Source organism: Fictibacillus sp. 5RED26 (genome assembly GCF_015903895.1).
Classification (GTDB): Bacteria; Bacillota; Bacilli; order Bacillales; family Fictibacillaceae; genus Fictibacillus; species Fictibacillus phosphorivorans.
Map to the genome: position 1 here is coordinate 22,220 of NZ_JACZDU010000003.1, position 15,575 is coordinate 37,794.

A 15,575-nucleotide genomic window follows, 5' to 3' on the forward strand; every position below is an offset into this window, starting at 1 on the left:
AGTTGTGTCTTTTTCAGAAAGGTCGGTAAGTGAATATGAAGAAAAGGCTTTCCTTATGAAATAGATTGAGTATTTAATTTTCAGTGAGTAGAATTAAGAGATGCGGCAATCATGACTGCTATGAAGCTAAAAAATGTAATCTATGTGCTAATTCCTTCTATATTATCAAACTTCTAAATGATAATGTTATGAGGGAATCATAATGTTTAAACCAGCTTACGAAAATGTAATTAAAAGGAAAAGAAAGGATGAGAAAAATGGCATGTTTTACTATCGATGAACAAGTGATTAATGGCGAGTCGCTTCCCTTATTTTCCCTTACCGTCAACGATTCGCAGGCAACATCAGTTTACAGTGATGCTGATGTGCAGGCTAAGTTGGTGAAAATCCTACGCAGCAATACTAGCATCCCCGTTCTTGATCTACAGGAGGGGTTATACATGCGCCTGTCAGTAGAAGACAATATCGCTTTTTTTAAAAAATGGTTCGAATGTAAAATGCCATTACCTCAAATTCTGGTGGAGTTTGAACTGCATACATGTGCAAAGAAAGCTTTGGACAAATGCTCCGAATCTGAAATTCGACGAGTATACTTTGCTAAATATTTTATAAGCGGATACAAGAAAATGGCATTCCTGGAGCCGATACACGGTGTTGATGTTATAACAGTTAATACGTTTATTAATATGCTTCAAAAAATAAAGCATCTACAGATACCTGTGCTTATTTTAGTATCCAGCATGGAACATGCAGTTTTACTTGGAGATAGTGTGTACAAGCTTCAACAAAATGGGTTGCAAGAAGTTGAAGTTGATGAAATGGCCACAGTACAGCCTGAAATGGAAAGTTCCACAGAACCATTTGTTGCAAATCTATTCAAAATTTCTGCACGTGTAGGAGATAAAATAATTCTATTTGATCCGACAGAGATCGATTATATCGAAAGTCAGGATGGAAAGACAATGATTATTATTAATGAGGAATCTTTTGCGATGGAATACACACTGGCTGAAGTAGACAAGAAGTTAGAGGTTTTTGGATTTTATCGTTGTCACCGGTCCTACATAGTAAACCTGCAAAAGGTACGTGAGATTATTACATGGTCAAAAAACACGTATTCACTCAGAATTAGCAATAAGGTTCAGTCAACTATTCCCCTGTCTCGTTCTAAAATTCAAGATATCCAGGAAAAATTAATCCTCAAATAGACACAGTTCACCATAACTAGAAGATCTTTTTAAAGATACTTTAACTTGATATAAGTACAGTTCAATCTCCTTTTCGTACATTTCAGCCTGATATGACTGCATTCAGTAATTCACTCCTTTACGATAAAGGAAATCGTCGAAAGGAGTGTTTTAGTTGGAACATGTCATTGAAGTAAAAGGAATGCAGAAAATTTTTGGCGCACATACCGCCATTAAAAAAGTGAGTTTTAATGTGAAGCAGGGGGAAATTTTCGGATTTCTTGGTCCAAGTGGATCCGGTAAAACAACGACTGTTAAAGTATTGACCGGAGAGCTGAAACAAACTGTTGGTGATGTTAAAGTACTTGGTATTGATTCAGCAAATTTCGGAACGTCAGAGTTCAAATCCCAGATTGGAATATTATCAGATAACAGCTCGTTATATGAGCGACTGACGATCTATGATAATCTGAAATTATTTTGTAAATTATATCGTGCACCACTGAAGCAAATCGATGTGGTACTGCGAGAAGTTAATTTGCATGATGAACGATCCAAAACAGTTTCGATGTTGTCAAAAGGAATGAAGCAGCGTGTTCTGCTGGCCAAAGCGCTTATTCACAATCCTAAACTGTTATTTCTAGATGAACCAACATCTGCTCTGGATCCTGGAAATATGGCACATATTCACCGTGGACTTCAAAAGCTGAATGAAGCAGGTACAACCATTTTCTTGACTACTCATAATATGGAGGAAGCGACTGAGTTATGTGACCGGGTTGCGTTTTTGCATAATGGAGAACTGCAGGAATTAGACAGCCCGAATTCACTCCGCTATAAATATTCCACGCACGCATTTCATGTGGAAACCTTTAAAGGCAATCGGTTGGTCATCAGTAATCAACCGGATAAGGCAGAGCAAATCAGGGAACTGATCGCAAATGGAGAAGTTAAAACCATGCATACGGATAATCCGACACTTGGTCAGATCTTTCTAAAAGTTACTGGAAAGGAGTTAGAATAATGAGTGTTCAACGAATACTTGCAATTTTTGAAAAAGACATAAAAGATTTCCCAAAAAATATGGCGCTGTTGATGTTGCCAGTAAGTAATGCGTTACTCGCATTAATTTACTCCCTAACTTTTGACGGAGAACTTCCGATTAAACTTCTATATGTAATTATTGGGGCAACTTTATCAATGGTTACTTCAGGCATCATGATGAGCATGATAGCCGAAGAAAATGAGAAGAACACAATGAGAGGTTTGATACAATCTCCTGCTTCGCTATTAGATATCATTATTGGGAAAAGTCTTGTTACAGGGATCATTACAGTTATTTCCCTAATGGCTTCACTAATGATCGTGGGCATTGAACCGTTTTTGAACTTCAGGGCGATCATTGGACTAATCTCGTTGTTCCTATTCTTTCTTTTGTTAGGTATCGGTATTGGACTATTTTCAAAATCGCTTGCTGCCACATCCGGTTATCTGATGCCAGTCATGTTCCTGTTTGGTTTCACGCCAATGATTGCTACATTTCAGTTTGCGGAAGACAGTATGATAGTTAGAGTCACTAATACGTTTCCCATCATGCAAGCAATCGAATTGTACCAAAAAAGCTTTTGGCTACCATTATGTATAATTGCTATATGGATAATCGGAGCAGCATTGTTTACGTATGTTTGTTTTCGAAAAGTCATGACTGATGACTAATCGGGTAAGTTTGGCTGGTTATCGTTACTCATACATTTAAGTTCATATCAGTACAATTCAGCTCCAAATATGTACATTAGAGCTTGTTATGACTGAATTAATGATTAATCCATTGTAAGGTTGGTACAACTCAATTTAATGGAGGTGTTCTGAAAAAAGTATTTATGAACAATTAGGAGTTGTAAAAGGTAACAGCGGGTATATGAAGTATTATCGGTCTAAACGAATTTGATGCTTTTGCTAGTTTACTGAACGCACGTGACAGGTGAGTATCGGATAATTAATTCAGGGAGTGATAATCATGTTCGGAAAAAAAAATGACAATGATAAAAGGTTTGTTGAAAAATCCGTGCAACATTATCAGTACGGAATGATCTTAGTACTCGTCGATACAGCAACAAATGTCCATTACCTGCATACCTGGTCTACACAGGGAACTTCCCTTACACCATTATTAGACGAAAATGGTGATGTGGTTATAGAAAAGGATTCCAATTAATGTTTTCACCGTGAAATCACAGAGACCTGGGCAAAACCCGGCATAAAATGTCCCCTAACCATAAAATGTTACGCTACCTATCGCAAACACTAATATTGTAAGCTTAAACGTCTAACAAATTGTACAACGACCTGTTAGACGTTTTTGAACCAATTTATTAATAAATTATAAGAAATAAAGAATAAATTAATGAAAAAAATTAGATTTAAAGTAAAATTTTCATCAGCCTGAGCTTCCAAAGTCTATTCATTTTAACATTTTCCACCTTTTTTCCTAGCGGATGACTTGCCTAGTAGAATTATTTGATTCAATTTATAACAAATTTGGAACCTATCTTTTTGTTAGCCAGGCATCGATCAACACGGTATTGTAAAAAATTAAGTTTGGAACAACACCCCATTCAGCGCATCAACGTACCTTTTCGCTGATCGTTGAACGGACTCTGCAGCATCTTCTTTGATCACTCGGTTAAAAGCATCATAGATACGATTAAAGTTTAGTTCTTCCATACGCTGAGCGATCCTCTCAACCGTAGCACCTGGTAAAGGAATAAAGTTTGGATAACTATACATAAAACTGACCCAATCCCGGTCCGCTACAATACGTACAATATCACCACAAAGAAGAACACCTTGTTTTTGGTTCCCTTCTTTCCATTCAAGGATGGTGCCCCCCTTAAAATGACCACCAATTCTCTGAAGAACGATTCCTTCACTTAGTTCGAGTGTGTCACCTGACCAGTACACGATTTTTTCACTCGACCTCGTTACCCACTTCTTATCATCTTCGTGAATATAAAGTGCAGCATCAAATGTTTCAGCCCATTCCACTTGAGTGGAATAATAATGAGGATGTGATAAAGCTATCGCATCAATTCCGCCGAGCTGCTGAATCGCTTCAATCGTACCTTCATCTATGTAAGTCACACAATCCCATAACACGTTATATCCCTTGCCCTTTACGAGGTATGCCGTCTGGCCGATTCCAAAGCTCGGGCTCGTCTGAACACGATACAGATTCTCTTCTTCAACACTAACTTCTGTTTTATAGTTGCCGCTTTCTACCATCGCTTCTAATGTTGTCCAGAATTGCCCTTTTGAGCTCACATACTGTCTTTCTTCCTTACAGATGGAACATGACGATGGTTCATGTAATGTTGCTTCATATTGAACCCCACACGTCTTACAAATATAGTTATGCACGATATTTCCCCCTTCTATCTCTCTAACTCAAATTATAATAGCTGAAGGAAATAATTAGAAATTTTATGCTTGTAAATAGGATCACAACAAGAAAAAAACCTTACGAAAACATGATCTCGTAAGGTTAAAAAACCGTAATCATTCAAAAGTAATTTATAGTAGTTCCTTATTCTTCAGATAGGATCGCTTTAATGAAATGTATGTGGATAAAAACTTTACTACACTAACACTTACTAACAACCCCGATATTTCTAGCCATTTGTTCAGACTCGTAGGTACACCAATAAATAATAGATAGATTGTTAAAAAGATAGCAATAAAACCAACCGTTTTCATGATTGTAGCTTTTAACTCTTTTTTGTAGGCTCTCTCTGTTGAAATATCTGTGTATTCAATGCCAGATAAGATATATCTCCCCGACACATAAAAAAGAAAGATACCCATAGCTACCAGTAAGATTGTTTGTGCATCTAAATGGAAAGACTTGTTGCCGATAAGCATAACAAATAGGGAAAGAAAAAGAAGGATTGCACCCTCAGAGAAAAAATATAACATCTTTCTTTCTTTGTATTCATCATCCGGTAGTAAAAAAGACATCCAAGATTTCATTTCGCATCAACCTCCCAAAATAATTCATCCAACGTTTTCTGCAGTTCTTTAGCTATTGCAATACACAACTGAAGACTGGGATTAAACTCGCCCTTTTCTATAAGACCGATCGTTTGTCTAGTGACACCAACTTTTTTCGCTAATTGTTCCTGAGTGATGGCAGCATTCATTCTAGTTATTTTAACGTTATTCTTCATTTCTCACCCCAGTTGGATGTTAAATATAGTTTACATATGCAATTTATATATTACATACGATATAAGAAAAAGTCAAATTTTTCATAAATTTAACAAATTAATTTAAAAAAACGTATCCTTGAAACCAGCTATACTGCGAACGTCTTCTATAACATTAAATTCTTAAAAAATATTTCTTTCCTACGGATTTGATGAATATTAAACCCTTGAACACAAACATCCTCACCTTATCAGTGAGGATGCCAGAACGTAGAACAAACCGCTTTACAATTTTAGTTATAATGGGATTTGTCTACATATTGAATTTAGTTAATAAGTTTGAAAAGTGGTTAATCATATATAACATTCTTACCTTGTTCAGTTAAAGTCTTCAAGTGAGTAAGCATGTGATTGATTTGTTGCTCTGAATGTCTTTCCCATGATTTTAATTCAGCGATGATTCTCAATGGTGATTTAGATCTGTAGGATCTTGTTGGGTTACCGGGGAATCTTTTATCGGTCACGTTCGGGTCATTTTCAAATTCACCTAGTGGTTCTACGATATAGATTCTCTCTTTCGATTGAGATTTTGCTAATTCAGCTCCCCATTTAGCAGCATCTAATGTAGCGGTAAAATAAATATAGTTAGATTTTTTGTCTTGGTAATTTGATTGGTATAGCGGTTCTAATAAGTCTCCAATTTTCAGCTCTGCTTTAGTACCATGAAAGAAAGGACCTTTATCTAAGACTTCTTTTTTATCATTCATCCATAGACACCTCTAACTTTTTTAATTTGTTTAAAACAGTATATAAGTAAAATTCAAGAAAGAGTAGTCTATAATTTTTTTAGCATTCGGAGTATAATTAAAGTAGAAAGAGTGATATAGCGTTATTAAGTTTACCCTTCTTAGAGAATTGACAATTTTACAGATGTTACCAAAAAGTACATAAAAAAACATAGGAAGTATATCATCTTCCTATGTTTTCATCCTATTACTTATCTGTTTGTTTTTGCTTCTTTTTCAAAAACTCCATGCGTAGTTTTTCAAGATGCTTCTTTTTATCAAACCTGGCAGGCGTCTGTTTTTCATGAAACTTTGTTACAGCTACCTGAGCTTTGTCATCCAATTGATATTTCCCCACATTGTTCACCTACTTTTTTATCTTCAATTCATCTTATATACTATACCTTAGTTTGCTAAAAGAAACCTTATAATTATTTGGAAACAAATCAACTAGGAAAGATTATTGTGTCATCATTGAATATAAAATTCTATCCAATTCATTTATTGTTTTTAAAATAATGCACAGGACGAATTTCTATGCGCCAGCCGAATTCTTCCCCCTTGCTCACTTGAGTTGTTGGATGTAAAGAAGCAAGTTGAGTTGCTTCATCCATGTTTTCTGCTTCAAAAATGAAAATACTTCCTATCATTTCTTTAGTTTCTGTATATGGCCCATCTGTTACGATTATCTTGCCGTCTACACGGCGCAAGCTTTTAGACTCTGTGTCAAGACCGGCATCAAGCAAAACCTCACCGCTATTATAAAAATTCTCAATGTGTGGTTGACATTCACTCATAATAGCTTCAATCTCTGTCCTTGGACGTGCATCCATCTTTTCAGGGTTGTAATAGCCCATACATAAAAATATCATGATCCTCTCTCCTCGATTACTCAAAATTTTGTATACACTCATACGACGATCAACAATCTGTATAATCGACAAGATGTTAAAATTTTTTAAAGAAAACCTTTAATCTCTTATTTCAATAAAAAAGAGCGCATTCCTTTAGTTAAAGAAATGCACTTGATTGCAGAGATTTTTTTATGGAGGTTTTCTTTTTATTTTGGAGCCAATATAATTCTTTCATCTTTCTGTTCAATAATGATCTGAAAGGTATTACAGATCAACCTCTGCCTTAATGCGTAAGGAATGGTAAGATATCCTTTATTGGAAATTATCTGTTTAAATTCTCTTTTTGAAGACTTATCAATGACTCCTAAATAAGACGTATCTCTAGGTCTTACCGTATTCCTTTATAAAAGTTATACACTTTTACGTTTTCAAGCAGTCCTATCCTACGGTAATATTTCAAACTTAACTATTCCATAGAGTTCATTAACTGAAAAAAGTATTCGGGCTTTTGAGTCTTATTGAGCTTATGCCATGAATGTAAGGTATCCGGTGCAAGAACATCTAATCTTTTCAACACTTCCCTCGCAAATTCGAGAGGAGCTATTCCTGAAGCCGTAACCAAATTCTCATCAGCAACTGCTGGTCCCTCCTCATATAATTTTTCTCCTTCATAATTTGGACAGACCATTTTCAAGTAGTCTAAGTTATTACTCGTATGCTTTCTTGTATCGAGGTAACCCCTATTCGCAAGTGCCACTGTTGCACCACAAATTGCCGCAACAATCGTACCCTGCTTTAAAGCGTCGCCTGTTTTTTCCATGATGGGTTGATGAATAACTTCTCCCCATGTATTACCCCCAGGTAAAATTAAAAGATCTTTACTCTTTAGGATACACTCCTCTATAGATATATCTGGTTGTATACTTAGTCCACCCATCGTAGTAACCATTTCTTTATCAGCGCCTACAGTTACTACGTTTAAAGGTGCTGTATCTTTTTTAAAGTACCTCCCTGTATGTAGCTCAGCAATCAAATAACCATACTCCCAGTCTGACATTGTATTAAATACATATAGATACACTCTTCTTGTTTCCATCCCATAACACTTCCTCATCACATGTAATATAGACAATTATAAAATAACTTCCCTGACAGTTAACGTCAGGGAAGTTATCATACTTGATGAAAGTTTATTAGATCAGACAGAACCTCAATAATCCTTTTCTTAAGACTTATAGGCTCAATCACTTGAATCGAAGTACCGTATGGTAAAAGCATGTGAGGAACATATGTATGTAAAATATCTTTTTCCAGAAGAAATGTTGCTTGATTTGATGATTGACTCTGTAAATAATGTCCCAAAAACCAATGTTGGACAATATCTCCCAAGGCATTTGTACTCCCATTAATAACTAAAGTGGTGCTCTTGTCTTTATCTTTAAGAGTTGGCAGTAGGTTTTTCATAAAAAAGTCAGAAGCTGAAAAATCTTCTGGCCGAATAAACTTGTCTTCGGTTTGAATGAGCCTTTCGATTCGATCTATTCTAAAACTACGGACTTCCTTCCTACGATGACAAAAGCCAATCACATACCATTTCCTATTCCAATAGATGATTCTGTATGGATCAATCTATCACTTGATTGGTTCTCTTTACTGTTTTGGTAGGTAATCTTTACAGAGTACTCATCAGCTACTGAAGTCTCCAACTCCTTTAACGTAGATTCTGCAAAGAACGAAGGTAAGTGGCTGATTACTTCTAGACTCGATAAATGTTGGTTTCTTTTTGTTTCCTGTTCTTGATTTGAGTGTCTACCTAGTTTAGATACGGCTCTATTTAGTGCTTCACCTCCATAATAGCCCGCTTCACCTGCAAAAACAGCTGCGTGAAACAGTGACGTCTGCTCTTCAATATCAAAGAAAAGAGGAGCCTCTATAAATTGGTTCAATAGAGAGTATCCACCGTTATGTCCCGAATCTGAAATGATAGGTACACCACTTGTTGAAAGGGTATCAACGTATCGATACACCGTCCTAATATTGAGCTCTAACTTCTCTGAGATTTGTTTGGCAGTGACTTTTTCACCTGACCGAAGCATCCATAAAACGGCTAGCATATTGTCGATTTTAGGCATAAGAAAACTCCACTTCTTCATAAATCATATTCTATAGATCCAATCTCTAGTATAGCTCATCACAAAAGAATATTTTCTGTATTTAGAGTTCATTTTTAATGTGATTTCTACATTTTTAAGATTACCAATATACCTTTAACAGAGCTCAATAAAGAAGAGTTTGCAGACATATAGGTGTCTGCAAACTCACAGAATTACTTTTAGTTATAGAAATTAAAAAATAGTCGGTACCATTCCCCCATCCATACGTATGGGAGCTCCTTTAAACGCGGATGCATAAGGACTGCATACAAATGTAGTTAATCTACCTATTTCAGAAGGTCTGATAAATCGCTGAATTTCAGATTGAGGTAGGTTTGTAGTCATAAATTCTCTCTCTTTCTCTGAAAAATTCATGTCTTCATTTGGGTAGATCCCTTCAATGATTTGATATACATTTTCAGAGAGCGTTGGTCCTGGCAGGATTGTATTAACTGTTACTTCTGTTCCTTTAGTTAATTTAGATAAGCTTTTTGACAATGATAATAGCATTGATTTTGTTGTACAATACTGAGGCATTTGTCCTGAAGGCATCATTGCTTCTTCACTCGCAATGAAGATAATGCGGCCATAATCATTGTTCAGCATTTTAGGTAAATAAAATTTAGATAATCCATTTGCAGCAAGAAAATTAGTGCGGAAATATTTTTCCCATACTTCATCATCTACGTCCTCATATTGCATGATTTCATATATCCCCATATTGTTAACTAAAATATCAATATGGGGATATTTTTCAAACAATACTTCTCTCTGTTGAATATCCACTAAATCAGCTGTAGCATTTTGAGGAGAGGTAGCTGGGAAATCTGATTTAATTTCATTTACAACTCGTTCTACTTCTTCATAGTTTCGTCCATTAATTAGTACATGAACACCTTCTCTAGCAAGTTCAATGGCAATTGCTTTACCTATCCCTTTCGTCGACCCGGTAACTAATGCTGTTTTATTGTGTAATTTCATATCCACAATTCATTTCTCCCCTGTATTTACTTCGTGTGAAAAATTATATTCTTAAAGATAGTGCCTATTTAACGAGTGTTTACCTAGATGTTCATTACGCCAATTTGAAGGAGTATCACCTTCCCAAAGGCGAAAGGCACGGTAGAACGAGTTCTGGTCTTCATACCCAATCAGGAATGCCACTTCTTTAATATCGAGGAAGGGGTCTGCCAAGTACTCTCGTGCCTGCTCATGTCGGACCTGTTTCAGTAAATGCTTGAAGTTTGTCCCTTCATCAGTCAGTCTGCGCTGCAAGGTACGATCGCTCATCCCTAATTCGCTAGCGACAGTCTGAATGTCAGGGCGCCCCCCTGTTAAGCTCCGTTTCGTAATCCACTTAACCATCTCGGTGATTGAGCGACTGCGTTGCTGCTCATTTAACGATTGGTCTAGTACGGGAGTGAGAATCTCCAGTAACTCCGCGTTGTACGAAACAAACGGACGATCCAGATCTCTTCTATATAATGTCAACCTGTTACAATTTGCACCGATCTGAATACGGCAGCCAAAGTAATCTTCAAGCACCTGTACATCGCCCATAGCGTGTGAAAATTCGACGAACCTCGGCGTTAATGGTTTACCAGTGCCGCGGCGTCCTAGCTCCAGAAGAAATGCTAGCGTAATACCAACCAGCAGGGGCGGACCAGGTTGATCGATATCCAACCAATCCAGTTCGATTGTACAGTTCTCACCTTCCTCGATGATACGTAAACTTTCAGGGGGGCAAAGTTGTTTGTACCGGGCCATTCGCTTTAGAGCGTCACGGTAGTCACGAGCGTGGTAAGTAGCTAATACGCTAGGTGGGTAATGAGCTGTTTCAAAACCGCTTGTAAGCTCGATAATTCCTTTTGCATTGTCATCAATGAGATCGGAATAAGCTTGCCAGATCGCCAAATATTGGGCGGTGGTGACATCTGGTTCAGTAATAATGGTGAGCGGAAGTCGTGCTTTTCTAACCACATCGTGGGAGGCAATCCCCAATTGATTTAATCCTGTCCAAAATCCTGCCGGGATTTTTATTCGAGAATGAGACGTCATACATATATGTCCTCCCTATTACTATTTACACAATCACTATTATTGGATATGACTAGCAGTACAGTTTATACATTACCTATCCAATGTCACTCTGTAACTAGTAAAGAACGACATTTTACTTGCTGATTACGTCGAATAAGTAGTGTTAGTATTATGTATGATAACTTCCGTAGTATAGGCTCCATAAAAACACCACACCCATTAGAGTTTTTGTTATTAACCTTTTCAACAAATAGTAAATTCATAAAATCTTAAATGATAAATGTTGGACCTTTAAAGCCTTCAAGCCTTTCTTCTGACTCATTGACTTTCTTTCAACCTAAACCAATTCAGCTAGGATATGATCACAGAGTAGCATCGTACGAACATTATCACGTCCACTCGAACATGCTTCTCTATCATTTATACAACTCTCTATAAAATGAGCCATTTCTCCAACAAAACCACGCAAATAAAGATCCCTGTAACCTCCAGACATGGGAGATGCAGAAGGCGCAAATACGGTATCATTCTCTGCAAGTGATTTCCAAGGTAGTTGGTCAAAGGTCTGAGATTTATGTACAGTAAGTGTATGAACTTCATCTGCAATCGCAAATCCGTTATCGAATGTTACTGTCACATTTTCGCTTTCCCTAGACCAAGCTGTCATTCCTGTAAAATAAAGGCTACCCACGACTCCATTTTCAAATTTTAATGAAATACTCTGAGAGATAAATTCACTGTGACTGTTTTTAAAACCGGATATTTGAACAACTTCACCAAACAAAAAGCGGACTAGATCAACTATATGTATAGCAGCGAGCTTCAAAAACTGCTCATCGTCTTTACAAAACGGGGTGCTGTCTACAGCAAATCTTGCTTGAAAAGAGCGAGCTTGTCCAAGGTTACCACTATTGATTAATTCTTTTAACTTCTGATAACAGGGCGCATAACGTTTCATAAATCCTACCATTAATATGACCCCTGCTTCTTCAGCAGCATTCGCGATTTCCTCAGCTTCATCAGCATTCATGCCAAGAGGTTTATCTACATAAACATTTTTTCCCGCTCTAATACAGTCCATGACTAAAGAGAAATGATCTTCAGGTTGAGCAACTACTACAACGCCATCACACTCTTCAGAATTGAGCATAACTTTATAATCATCATACGGTGTTCCATTGCTTCCGAAGCGTCGAAGTGCATCTTTCGAACGATTAAGATTTCTTGTAGAAATAGCTTGAATTTCCGCTCCAGCTTCAATAGTAGATGGATAAATATTTGTAGATGCATGGAACCCCGCACCTATAAAACAAAGGTTAGCTTTCTTCACTTTTCTTACTCCTCTTTATTCAAATTTATATGAAATTTGATCTTACCAAAATAGGGTTATTCAGCACATAGTAGGGTATGCTCATGTAAATTTAACACCTGTTCAATGAATTAAAAAACCACAAAACCTTACCCGTTTGTGAAGTAAACAGACATCGTAAACAAATTATAAATCCTTCTTTATAACGATTCTATTCTCATTTATGGTGTAGTTATTTTTGAGATAAAACGCTTCTGCAAGACCTCCATTAGCTGTTAATAAATAAAGGCTTGAAATGTCTCTTTTCTTTAATTCATCTTCTAAATACAAAAGAAGTTTCGAACCGTAACCTTTGCCTTGGATCTGATTACTAATACAAAATTCAGCCAAATAAAAAGTGAACCCTGCATACGATTGTTTACTATTTCCGGCAATGAATCCTATTAAAGCATCGTTTTCATATAACAAATAGCCAAGACATTTAGGTGTATGCATTAAATCCGTTAGTCTTTCTTTAGCATCTCGATCTGTCCAGGTCTCATTCCATGGTTCTTTGTTAAAAACATTAATATATAATTCAACACATTGTTCTATTCTATCAAATGTCATTGGTACAATTGTTTCAGTCAACATAATCTCTCCCATTGACGATATGTACATTTTATAACCTAATCAGAAATCCTTTTGTTCTCTTGAATTTATTACAAATGCACCCATTAATACAAAAAGCTCCCTATAATATAGTAAACATAAGTTAAATAACTAATTATGACTAAGGAAATGGAGCTGAGATTTATTAAACTTGAATACCCCATATTTTTAAAAATACGGTAGAGTAAATAGAATGAACATAGAATAATAAATTGTAAAATCAATGTTATATAAATATAAGTATGTAAAGACTCTCCAATCCCAATAAAAATCCCTGTACCCACTAAAAAAATGCCTGATAATCCAATTATCCCAACCATATTATTTAGAGTACTTCTTTTAAATTCTACTATTTGAGCTGGAATCAATGCTATTCCTAACACCATGAAACTTATCAAAATATGAAGTATGAAAACTAACAACATTATATCCCCTGTCTTCTTCCAAACATTATTTTACATCCTAATTGACACTTTAACATATCTTGATTTTTCAAGGTTTTGTACTATCGATATCCTTTTATCCCGTTTTCAAATACAGCATTATCGTTATTTATTAAACGATGCAGTGTTTCATGTAAAGCAAATGGACTCTTAAAAAATGTAACATGCATAGATATCACTGAACCGTCCCTCTTATCATTACATTTTTGAGTAATCTTCTTGAAGAAGCCCATAGACAGCACAATCCTTATAATGATTCTTAGCATTGCGGATCATATGTTTAATTGTACCTTCGTGTTCCATTCCAACCTTTTCCATAATTCTTCCTGAGGCAGGATTGTCAGTATTATGAGCTGCAGAAATTTTGTGGATATTCATATCCCTAAATCCAAATTCAATAACAGCTTTCAACGCTTCAGTTCCATACCCCTTGTTCCACCATTGATAGCCCATTAAATAACCCACTTCACAATTTTCAGTTGACTGATCAAAATTGAATAGATCAATGGCTCCGATCAACTTACCGTTTTCTTTCAGTTCCATACCCCAATAACAAAATTCTTGAGAATCATAGTTACTTACGACTTCTTTTACTCTATCAATTGTTTCAGATAGAGACTTGTGTGCTCCTTTAATTAAATTATCCATTACGCGTTCGTCTGAAAGCCAATGGTCAAAAATACTTTCCGCATCTTCAAGTATAATTCTTCTTAAAATTAATCGATCCGTTTCTAATGTTGGTGTTCCTAAAAATTTTATCACTTGCTCACCTTACCTAATCTTATCTATTTTATAATACGATTGCTGAATAACGTAATAAGTTCAAGATGCTCATATTCAAATCCTTTCCTATTCAACGATCTGACTCTCAAAAACGAGAAAGTTTAACCTTTTCCATAGAAAAACACACTGTTTATTTGAGAATAACAGTGTGTTGAGAGTGCAATTCTAGTTGTAAGCTAACATTTTAGAAAATCTTAAAATCATTTGAATTTAGAACTTCATTGCTTGAATTAAAGTGTAATAATAATCGGACCATCTTTAGTAAGGATAATTGTATGTTCTACTTGTGCTACATAGCTTTCGTCAGTAGCATAGGTCCAACCGTCTTCTTTTTGGTAAACTTCTTCTTCCAACGTTGATATAAATGGTTCGAATGCGATAACCATCCCATCCTTTAATAATTCGTGATCCCATGGATCGTTATAATTTAAAATATGGTCTGGTTCTTCATGTATTCTTCGTCCCACACCGTGTCCTGTAAGGTTTTTGATAACCGTGAATCCATGCTGTTTCGCTGTTTCATATACTGCTTTTCCGATTCTGCTTTTTTTGGAGCCCGGTTTAGCTTTCTTAAGACCTGCTTCAAATGCCATTTTCGCAACGTCGCATAATCTCGTTAATATTTCTTCTCCTTGTCCAACTACAAATGAGATTCCAGTATCAGCGAAATAACCATTCTTTGAAGCAGAAACATCAATATTAACAAGATCGCCTTCTTGAATAACCCTAGGACCGGGAATACCATGAGCCACTTCATCATTAATACTGATGCACGTAAACCCTGGAAAGTCATATTCACCTTTAGGAGCTGAAACTGCACCTGCTTTTTCTAATAGTTCTCCGGCAATATCATCAAGTTCTTTCGTCGTTATGCCTGGAATTGTTCTTTGTACTAAATCATCTCTAACTGAGGCAATAATTCTGCCAATTTCCTTCAATCCATTAAAATCTTCTTCTGTTTTTGCAATCATTTTTATCCTACCTCATTATTTTTATAATCATCTACATAGTAACTCTACTTTCTCAAAAAATTATACCCATGTAAATTATTTAATACTCCCTTATACGCTTAATAGCAAAAAGTACATAGTGTTAGACGCGGATATACTTGCTGGCAGTTTCAATATTAAAAATAACTAGCAGTTGTAAGTTGACGATAGTCTAATTA

Annotated in this window: 17 protein-coding genes and 1 pseudogene; 4 read left to right on the forward strand and 14 right to left on the reverse strand. The window is 36.0% G+C overall.

Annotated features, from left to right (window positions below):
- Window positions 1-248: 248 nt before the first annotated feature.
- From IHV10_RS12770 to IHV10_RS12785, 4 genes are all read left to right on the forward strand, one after another.
- Window positions 249-1,208, forward strand: a complete 960-nt coding sequence (locus tag IHV10_RS12770; RefSeq protein WP_231619545.1) for a response regulator transcription factor — start codon at window positions 249-251, stop codon at window positions 1,206-1,208.
- A 154-nt stretch (window positions 1,209-1,362) separates the two neighbouring features.
- Window positions 1,363-2,211, forward strand: a complete 849-nt coding sequence (locus tag IHV10_RS12775) for an ABC transporter ATP-binding protein (RefSeq protein ID WP_197130131.1) — start codon at window positions 1,363-1,365, stop codon at window positions 2,209-2,211.
- Complete coding sequence (locus IHV10_RS12780) at window positions 2,211-2,903, forward strand: ABC transporter permease (protein ID WP_197130134.1); 693 nt, start codon at window positions 2,211-2,213, stop codon at window positions 2,901-2,903. The genes IHV10_RS12775 and IHV10_RS12780 overlap by 1 nt, the downstream gene beginning before the upstream one ends.
- 301 nt (window positions 2,904-3,204) lie before the next feature.
- Window positions 3,205-3,402 carry a DUF6440 family protein gene (locus IHV10_RS12785; RefSeq protein WP_197130137.1) on the forward strand — a complete coding sequence of 66 codons (198 nt, stop codon included), beginning with the start codon at window positions 3,205-3,207 and terminating at the stop codon, window positions 3,400-3,402.
- Window positions 3,403-3,779: 377 nt separating this feature from the next.
- On the opposite strand, the gene IHV10_RS12790 is transcribed toward IHV10_RS12785, so the two are convergent.
- The 14 genes and pseudogenes from IHV10_RS12790 to map all read right to left on the reverse strand — a co-directional run bounded on the left by IHV10_RS12790 (window position 3,780) and on the right by map (window position 15,378).
- The gene (locus IHV10_RS12790) at window positions 3,780-4,604 is read right to left on the reverse strand and encodes an MBL fold metallo-hydrolase (protein WP_197130140.1); all 825 of its coding nucleotides are present in this window, start codon (window positions 4,602-4,604) and stop codon (window positions 3,780-3,782) included.
- Window positions 4,605-4,757: 153 nt separating this feature from the next.
- Window positions 4,758-5,213 carry a DUF3278 domain-containing protein gene (locus IHV10_RS12795; protein WP_197130143.1) on the reverse strand — a complete coding sequence of 152 codons (456 nt, stop codon included), beginning with the start codon at window positions 5,211-5,213 and terminating at the stop codon, window positions 4,758-4,760.
- Complete coding sequence (locus tag IHV10_RS12800) at window positions 5,210-5,410, reverse strand: helix-turn-helix transcriptional regulator (protein ID WP_197130146.1); 201 nt, start codon at window positions 5,408-5,410, stop codon at window positions 5,210-5,212. The genes IHV10_RS12795 and IHV10_RS12800 overlap by 4 nt, the downstream gene beginning before the upstream one ends.
- Window positions 5,411-5,739: 329 nt before the next feature.
- Window positions 5,740-6,156 carry an NAD(+)--rifampin ADP-ribosyltransferase gene (arr, locus tag IHV10_RS12805; protein WP_197130149.1) on the reverse strand — a complete coding sequence of 139 codons (417 nt, stop codon included), beginning with the start codon at window positions 6,154-6,156 and terminating at the stop codon, window positions 5,740-5,742.
- Between the two features lie 226 nt (window positions 6,157-6,382).
- Window positions 6,383-6,532: a hypothetical protein gene (locus IHV10_RS12810; RefSeq protein WP_186320498.1), complete on the reverse strand. Its 150-nt coding sequence runs from the start codon at window positions 6,530-6,532 to the stop codon at window positions 6,383-6,385.
- 139 nt (window positions 6,533-6,671) lie between these two features.
- Window positions 6,672-7,046 (reverse strand): YciI family protein, encoded by a 375-nt coding sequence (locus IHV10_RS12815; protein WP_197130152.1) that lies wholly within the window; start codon window positions 7,044-7,046, stop codon window positions 6,672-6,674.
- Between the two features lie 448 nt (window positions 7,047-7,494).
- The gene (locus tag IHV10_RS12820; protein WP_197130155.1) at window positions 7,495-8,124 is read right to left on the reverse strand and encodes a type 1 glutamine amidotransferase family protein; all 630 of its coding nucleotides are present in this window, start codon (window positions 8,122-8,124) and stop codon (window positions 7,495-7,497) included.
- A 77-nt stretch (window positions 8,125-8,201) separates the two neighbouring features.
- Window positions 8,202-9,160 (reverse strand): annotated as a pseudogene (locus IHV10_RS12825) (helix-turn-helix transcriptional regulator).
- A gap of 213 nt (window positions 9,161-9,373) precedes the next feature.
- Window positions 9,374-10,168 carry an SDR family NAD(P)-dependent oxidoreductase gene (locus tag IHV10_RS12830; protein WP_197130158.1) on the reverse strand — a complete coding sequence of 265 codons (795 nt, stop codon included), beginning with the start codon at window positions 10,166-10,168 and terminating at the stop codon, window positions 9,374-9,376.
- A gap of 45 nt (window positions 10,169-10,213) precedes the next feature.
- On the reverse strand, window positions 10,214-11,239 hold the full coding sequence (locus tag IHV10_RS12835; RefSeq protein ID WP_197130161.1) for an AraC family transcriptional regulator: 1,026 nt from the start codon (window positions 11,237-11,239) through the stop codon (window positions 10,214-10,216).
- Between the two features lie 319 nt (window positions 11,240-11,558).
- Window positions 11,559-12,551 (reverse strand): Gfo/Idh/MocA family protein, encoded by a 993-nt coding sequence (locus tag IHV10_RS12840; RefSeq protein WP_197130164.1) that lies wholly within the window; start codon window positions 12,549-12,551, stop codon window positions 11,559-11,561.
- A 165-nt stretch (window positions 12,552-12,716) separates the two neighbouring features.
- Window positions 12,717-13,163, reverse strand: coding sequence for a GNAT family N-acetyltransferase (locus IHV10_RS12845; protein ID WP_231619546.1), 447 nt, complete (start codon window positions 13,161-13,163; stop codon window positions 12,717-12,719).
- A gap of 659 nt (window positions 13,164-13,822) precedes the next feature.
- Window positions 13,823-14,386, reverse strand: a complete 564-nt coding sequence (locus IHV10_RS12850) for a GNAT family N-acetyltransferase (protein WP_197130167.1) — start codon at window positions 14,384-14,386, stop codon at window positions 13,823-13,825.
- A 251-nt stretch (window positions 14,387-14,637) separates the two neighbouring features.
- Complete coding sequence (map, locus tag IHV10_RS12855) at window positions 14,638-15,378, reverse strand: type I methionyl aminopeptidase (protein ID WP_197130170.1); 741 nt, start codon at window positions 15,376-15,378, stop codon at window positions 14,638-14,640.
- Between the last annotated feature and the right edge of the window lie 197 nt (window positions 15,379-15,575).